Origin of the sequence: Thermoproteus sp. CP80, from assembly GCF_002077075.2 — an archaeon.
GTDB lineage: Archaea > Thermoproteota > Thermoprotei > Thermoproteales > Thermoproteaceae > Thermoproteus.
This window is the reverse complement of the sequence record NZ_LCWM02000045.1, coordinates 1-7,239: the sequence shown is the minus strand read 5'-3', so window position 1 is coordinate 7,239 and position 7,239 is coordinate 1. Positions and strand designations below refer to the sequence as shown.

6 protein-coding genes are annotated in these 7,239 nt (G+C 60.4%); 3 read left to right on the top strand and 3 right to left on the bottom strand.

All coding sequences use genetic code 11. The features are described from left to right. Window positions 1-235, bottom strand: a 235-nt coding sequence (locus B7L68_RS07920) for an FAD-dependent thymidylate synthase (RefSeq protein ID WP_238136386.1), incomplete at its 3' end; no start/stop codon positions are given. A gap of 86 nt (window positions 236-321) precedes the next feature. Here B7L68_RS07920 and B7L68_RS07915 point away from each other — a divergent pair. After that, a complete protein-coding gene (locus B7L68_RS07915) occupies window positions 322-537 on the top strand; it encodes a hypothetical protein (protein WP_081247134.1) in 216 nt (71 codons plus the stop codon). Further along, window positions 534-1,538, top strand: coding sequence for a TIGR00269 family protein (locus tag B7L68_RS07910; RefSeq protein WP_081247133.1), 1,005 nt, complete (start codon window positions 534-536; stop codon window positions 1,536-1,538). The genes B7L68_RS07915 and B7L68_RS07910 overlap by 4 nt, the downstream gene beginning before the upstream one ends. Here the strand turns inward: B7L68_RS07910 and B7L68_RS07905 are convergent. Further along, complete coding sequence (locus B7L68_RS07905; RefSeq protein WP_193432490.1) at window positions 1,497-2,159, bottom strand: ACT domain-containing protein; 663 nt, start codon at window positions 2,157-2,159, stop codon at window positions 1,497-1,499. The two genes, B7L68_RS07910 and B7L68_RS07905, sit on opposite strands and share 42 nt — an antisense overlap. A gap of 362 nt (window positions 2,160-2,521) precedes the next feature. Between B7L68_RS07905 and B7L68_RS07900 the strand changes: the two genes are divergently transcribed. Next, the gene (locus tag B7L68_RS07900; protein ID WP_238136385.1) at window positions 2,522-4,960 is read left to right on the top strand and encodes a valine--tRNA ligase; all 2,439 of its coding nucleotides are present in this window, start codon (window positions 2,522-2,524) and stop codon (window positions 4,958-4,960) included. Here B7L68_RS07900 and B7L68_RS07895 read toward each other — a convergent pair whose 3' ends face one another. After that, window positions 4,961-7,195: a DEAD/DEAH box helicase gene (locus B7L68_RS07895; RefSeq protein WP_081247131.1), complete on the bottom strand. Its 2,235-nt coding sequence runs from the start codon at window positions 7,193-7,195 to the stop codon at window positions 4,961-4,963. It abuts the gene before it with no gap. Window positions 7,196-7,239: the final 44 nt, after the last annotated feature.

The following is a 7,239-nucleotide window of genomic DNA, read 5'->3' as shown; positions in this document are numbered from 1 at the left end:
TGTGGCAGGCCCTACTGCACTCCACCAGGAGCTGTGCCCCCATGAACTCGAAGACCGACCAGTGGCCCTGCCTGTAGAACCCCGACACCCTCCTCTCGACGACGCCCTGCGGCTGGGCCTTGAGGGCGTCCTCGACGGACGTCCCTCTATACAGGATGTCGGTCAAGGCCGACGCCAGGGCCTCCGAGCCCCAGGCGCCCAGGAGGCGGACGGACGGTTGGACTATCCTCACGATATTAACGGCCGCATAAAAAGATACCCCGCGGCTTCGGCGACCATATTCCCCTAAAATTATATAAGCCAATTTCGAGGTCCTCAGCGGTGTCGATATTCTGCCCCGTGTGCAATCTCCCCGAGTGGGAGGCGATGCCGCCGCCGCATACTTACCGGCATAAAGGCCCCGAGAACACCATCATGATAGCCCGGTGCAAGCACTGCGGCGCCGTCTTCTATATATTTAGAACCAGATTCGATACATACACCATCCAGATAGAGAAGGCGGAGAAGAAACACGGCGCAATACCCCACCTGGGATGACCGCTCTCTGCACCTCGTGCGGCAAGAGGCCGGCCCAGTTCCTCCGCAGGAGCAGCGGCGAGAGGCTCTGCCTCAATTGTCTATTTAGATCGATCGAGGAGAGGGTGAGGCGCACTATCCGCGAGGAGAGGATGATAGAGCCCGGGGACAGAGTGGCGGTGGCCATATCGGGGGGCAAGGACAGCTTGGTGCTGCTCGACGTCTTGGGCAGACTGAAGTCCAAGGGGTTCCTCAAGGACGTCGCGCTTGAGGCCTTCACCATCAACGAGGGCCATCCCTACAGCTGCTTCTACAGGATGTCCAGGGCGGACTTCGTGAAGGGGCTCGCCGAGAGGTACGGGATAGCGTACTCCGTATATAACTTCAAGGAGGTGTTCGGGTACTCGGCCCTGGAGGTCGCAGAGCGGCTGTGGAAAAACGGCGTCGACGTCCACATGTGCGCCGTCGACGGCGTCTTGAGGCGCAAGGCCATGAACATCATAGGCAAGAGGCGCGGCTGGACCAAGATAGCCACGGCGCATAACCTAGACGACGAAGCCCAGACGGTCCTGCTGAACGTGTTGATGGGGAACTTAAGGCGGTTCGCCTGGCTCGGCCTAGAGGACGCCGACGAGAAAGACCTGGTGATGCGCATAAAGCCGCTGAAATACGTGAGGGAGGAGGAAATAGCGGTCTACGCCCACTACCACGGCATACCGCTGATGGAGCTCGAATGCCCCTACGTCTACACCAACCCCAGATACGGCTTGAAGTTCATGCTGGCAGAACTAGAGGCGAAGATGCCCAACGTCAAGTACAACCTGGTCAGCTTCGGGCGACGGCTAGGGGAGATGATGCAAGGCCAGGGGGCCGCCTACGGCAGATGCAAATACTGCGGATCCCCCTCGTCCAGAGAAGTATGCAGGGCGTGCGAGCTTTTCGAGAAGGCCGGCCTGCTGGACGGCTATCTGAGGGCGATCTCAGGCTATCTGAAGCCTGACGCAACCTCCCTCGTCCAATAGCCTATAGCCCCTATTGGATACCGAGGATATAAACGTATCTATATACCTCCTGAAGAGCGGATACACAGTCCTGCAGTACTTTATATTGACCAAATTGCTCGTGCTGTTGTCGTCCTGAACGGTCGCCAGGCCCCTCAGCTGGACCACGTAGGCCGCCTCGTGGAGCTCCTCCAAATCGCCGTCCTGCAACGCGGACTTCACGATCTCCGCGTCTCTCCTCGCCATGTCGAGCGCCATCCTGTCCATATCGGTGAGCTTAGCCACAAAATTCCTCTCGATGGCTAGAGCCGGTTCGTTGTTTATCACGTGTGAAATCCACCTGGGCACGAAGATCCTCCTCAAGGCCAGCCTGTGGTGCACCCTCTTGACGAAGGCAAACATGCCCAGCCTCTTGGGGAGCTCCTCCAGATCTTGCTCGTCAACCGTAGTCACGTCCACTATGAAGTGGATCTTGGTGCGCCCGGAGTCCAGCGCTATGTTGAGTATATTCCCGTTGCTGTCTGCAAATACGTTGGAGAGAGCGGCCAATATGCCCGGCTGATCGAAATTCAGCTCCACCAAGAATTCGCCGATTTTCCCACCCAGATTATTTATAATCAAGTACAGTTCGCGGTTCAGCATCGGACCCCAATACACCCACTATAAAAACCTTACCGCGAGGTCTCCCATAGGATCTGCATATACTCCTTCACCATCGCTATGAAGGCCGGCAAGCCGTCGGCGCATTGAATCTGCGCCGATCCGCCTCCCGGGCTCTACCGCCGAAGCCAAGCTCAAGCCCTACCTCCCTAACTACTCCGCCACTAGAATACGCCCTACCGTTGAAGGATATACATCGGAGCCGCCCCTCACGACGCCTCCGCCGTATAGGAGTCGACGTAGGCCACGAGCCTCTGCTCGGCTACCGAGCCTACGCCCCCATCCTCCTTGTTGCTGGTGGGGACCTCCTTCCTCAAGCCAGGCCCCTCAGAAACATGCCGTCGATGGGCGGCCGCCGTAACGTGATATTAAAAAGCCGTTATATATTATCCCCAGTGCCGAGGCTGAAGGAAGCCAGGTGGCGGCTGGAGTGGGAGGAGGACCTCATAAGGGCTTGGGAGAAGGAGGGGCTCTTCGCGATTAGGATAAACCCCGACGGCGACTATCTCGTGATAGACACGCCGCCTCCCTATCCCTCCGGCAGACCCCATATAGGCGGGACCGCCCACTACGCGCAGATAGACATGGTGGCGCGTTTCTTCAGGATGAGGGGATACAACGTCGTCTTCCCGTTCTATCTAGACCGCAACGGCCTGCCCGTCGAGGTTCAAGTGGAGAAGAAGTATGGGATGAACGCCCACGAGGTGCCTCGCGAGAAGTTCCTGGAGATGTGCAAGGCCGAGCTCGACGGTTTGGAGAGGGACTTCGTGTCCGTATTCCGCAGATGGGGCATGTCGTTCACCTATTGGGATAAGGGGACCGACAGCGAGGAGTACCGCGCCATGACGCAGAAGACCTTCATAGAGCTGTGGAGGCGCGGTCTGATATATGAAGCCGAGAGGCCCACGCTCTGGTGTCCGCGCTGCCGCACAGCCCTGGCGGAGGCCGAGGTGGAGTACAGAGAGGAGGATACGTTCCTGAACTACATAAAGTTCAGGGTGAAGGAGACCGGCGGCGATATAGTGATAGCGACGACGCGCCCGGAGCTCCTCCCGGCCACCGTCGCCGTCATCTTCAACCCGGCCGACGAGAGGTATAAACAGCTGGAGGGCTTGCACGCAGTGGTGCCTCCCATGGGCCAGGAGGTCCCCATAGTGCCTCATCCGGCCGCCAATCCAAATTTCGGGACTGGCTTGGTCATGATATCCACGTTCGGCGACACCCGCGACCTGGCGATAGTCAACGAGCTGAAGCTCCCCATAAGGGTCGTCGTAGACGAGGGGGGACGCATGAAGGAGGGGCCCTACGCCGGGCTGACCGTAAGGGAGGCGAGGGCCAAGATAGTCGAGGATCTCTCGAGGGCGGGGTTGATAGTGAGGCGGGAGCCTCTGCACCACACCGTGCCGGTCTGCTGGCGTTGCGGAACTCCGCTGGAGATAATCACCACGAGGGAGCTCTTCGTGCATCAGCTGAAGTTCAAGGAGCGCCTTCTGGAGCTGGCCGACCGGATGGAGTTCAGGCCGCCTGAGTTCAGGAACACGCTCAAGGACTGGATAAAGTCGTTGGAGCTGGACTGGCCGGTCTCACGCCGCCGTTACTACGCCACGGAGGTGCCTCTGTGGTACTGCAGAAAGGGCGATGGGCTGATGCCGATAGCCCCCGAGGGGGGACGCTACTATAGGCCTTGGCGCGACCAGCCTCCGCCCGAGGTGAAGGCGCAGTGCCCCGACGGCGAACTTGTGGGCGACACGAGGGTGTTGGACACTTGGTTCGACTCCTCCATAAGCTGGATGTACGCCGCCGGCTACACAAAGGGTTTGGGCCTCTTCGAGAAGGTGTATCCGGACAAAATACTGAGGCCCCAGGGCTACGAGATAATCCGCACCTGGCTCTACTACTCGCTCCTCAGGGCCTATCTGCTGCACGGCGAGGTGCCGTTTAGGTACGTCAGGATCAGCGGGATGGGCCTCGACGAGAAGGGGGAGGCCATGCATAAATCCAAGGGCAACATCATAGATCCGCTGCCGCCGGTGCAGAAATACGGCGGCGACGCGGCCCGCTTCTGGGCCGCCGCGGCGGCCAAGCTCGGGAGCGACTACCGCTATCTGGAATCCCTAATAAAGGAGGGGAGGGACTTCGCGACGAAGATATGGAACATATCGAGGTTCGTCACCTCGTTCGAGGAGCCCTCGAGCTATAAGCTCATGCCGATAGACAGAGCCGTGCTGGCGAGAGCCCACGAGGTGGCCGCGGCGGCGATAAGGGCGTACTCCAACTTCGACGTGTACGAGCCGGCCCTCTCGCTCTACGACTTCCTTTGGCACGAGTTCGCGGACCACTATATAGAGACCGTCAAGTCGAGAGCCTACAACAGAGAGGGGGTGTTCTCGTCGGAAGAGCAGAACGGAGCTATATTCACCCTTTACGCCGTGTTGAAGTACAGCCTCAAGCTGCTGGCGCCCATAATGCCCTTCGTCACGGACAAGATATGGCGCGAGCTCTACGGCAGATCCATCCACAGGGAGCGGATAGAGGATCCGCCGCCTGAGTGGAGAGGCGACCCGTCTCTGTTCGCGTTGATCAAGAGGATCAACGGCGCGGTGTGGCGCCACAAGAACAGGATGGGGAGGAGCTTGGCCGATCCCCTCAACGCCGATCTGTACGTGCCGGAGCCGGCGCTGCAAGCGGCGGAGGATCTGCGGTTGACGCATAAGGCCAATTCGGTGAGGGCGGGCAAGGGAAGGGAGCAGATAGACGAGGAGGGACTCGTGTGGATAGGGTGATTACACGATCCCCCTTGCCGATCTAGGTATCTCTCCGACCGCCGGCGCGCCCTCGCCGCGCAGTATGCGCCTCAGTATCTCCGCCGCGTTTCTCCTCGACAGCATCTTGTTGTTGTTGCCGCAGTAGGGAGAGTAGACGCATTTGGGGCATCCGTCCGCGCAGTCGCATCTGTCGACTATCTTGAACGCAACCTCGGCGACCTTCCTGAAGTTGCCGAGAAGCAGTTTCGTGGTGCCGTTTCCCCCGACATGGGAGTCGTATATAACGACCGCCCCGTCGGGGTAGCTGATGCCCCCCAGGTCCGTCTTGGACGCGCCCAGGGCGATCTCGGCGGCCGAGATGAGCACGTGCTCCGTCGCGTGGTAACCCTTGGCCCGCGCCTCCCAGTCGACCGCGTCGTTGGGGCTGAAGCGGACGTGCGGCATGTAGAAGACGGCGCCCTTGGTCCTGAACTCGTAGGATACGGGCTCTATCCGGTATTCCCCCAGGGTCTCGTCGGTGGTGAACCTCTTGAGGGCGTAGCCGTACACGCTGATCTTTATCCTAAGTCTGCCGTACTGGTAGAGGATCCCCTCGGCCCTCCTCTCCTCCAGCACCTCCTCCATGTGGGGCTCCATGTCCTCCAGGGCCTGGGTCGTCAGATCCTCGGCGTCCGTCGGCTCCACGACGGCGACCTTCCTGGACAGATCCAGCGACTTCACCATGTAGGTGGAGCCGCCGTGGGCGTATATCGCCTCTGGGTGTAGCTCGTATAGGGCGAGGGGGAGCTCCCTATGGCCCAACAATCCGCCGTCCGCCGTCTTGATCTTGACCGCGTGCGGGCTCCCGCGCAACGACAGATCCGACAGCTTCTCGCGGCCGGCCTTGGATATAAGGTAGAAACGCCCCCTCTTTTCCAGATAGCCGGCCGACGCGAGCGCCTCCAGGAGGCGGATCTGGTAGGGGGATAGCTCCTCCTCCCTCAGAGGCCTGTCGACGGCCATGGCAAGCATGTGGAGAGACGCCACGTCCTCGTTTTCGCGCTCCAGGCCCAGGGGCTCAGGCGATCTTGCGAAGAACTCGTCGGGGTAGTTCCTGTAGTAGCTAGATATGGGGTCGTTGCCCAATATCTGGACCACGTAGCCCGTCTGCCCTCGCCTCCCCACTCTGCCGACCCTCTGGAGGTATCTGTTGAAGGTCGGCGGGACCGAGGCGAGCACGGCGACGTCCACATCGCCTATATCCACGCCCAGCTCCAACGTGGGGGTCGCGACCACCACGTTTATCTCGCCCCTCTTGAACGCCTCCTCGACCCAGCTCCTCTCCTCGGCCCCGAGCCCGGCTCTGTGGACTGCGGCATCCTCGCCGTAGCCTTCAAGCTTCAGCGACCTGTATATCATCTCGCTGTACCTATGGCTGTCGGTGAAGACCAGACATTTGAGGCCCTCCTCTATGCATGCCTTGGCCAGATCGGCCGCCTCAGCCCATTTGGACCTAAAACGCGGCCTCACCAGCACCTGCACCAATTCGCCGCGCCTCCCCCTAGGCCCCTGGACCACGTTCGCCTTCCTGCCCAGCAGGAGCTCGGCGAACTCGGCCGGATTGCCCAGAGTGGCCGACGTGGCCACGAACTGCGGCTTCACGAAGCGCTCCAGCCTTCTGAGGAGATAGAACATATGGGAGCCCAGGACTCCGTTGTAGACGTGGAAATCGTCCAGGACGACGTATCTAGACCTCGACACCAGCTGGCGGAATTTCGAGACGTACATGAGGGCCTGGCTGACCATATCGGGGTTGGTCACCAATATGTGGGGCGGGGATTGGTACAATATCCTCCGCTCCCTGGGTGACGTGTCGCCGTCGTAGACCATGGCCCTGACCCCCAGCCTATCGGCGAGGGCCCTTATTCTCCCCAGCTGGTCTCTGGCCAGAGCCTTGGTCGGATACATGATGACGGCCACGGGGGTCCTGAAGGTGTCCAAGCTGTCCTCGAGTATGGGCGCCAGAAACGCCTCGGTCTTCCCCAGGCCCGTCCCGGCGATTATCACCGTGTCTCTCCCCGACCTTATGCTCCTGATGGCGTCGAACTGGAACGGGTAGAGCCTCTCCACGCCCGCGCGTCTAAGCGCTTCGGCCACCTCGGCCCTCAACGCGGCGCCTACATCGCAACAGAAATCCGGCGGCTCAGGCGCGTCGGTCTTCACGTAGACTATCTCCCTCCTCGGATCGCCCAGGACTCTGGACAAAAAATCCACGGCGACGCCGATCGGGCGCCTTAAATAGCTGCCGCCTACAGCTT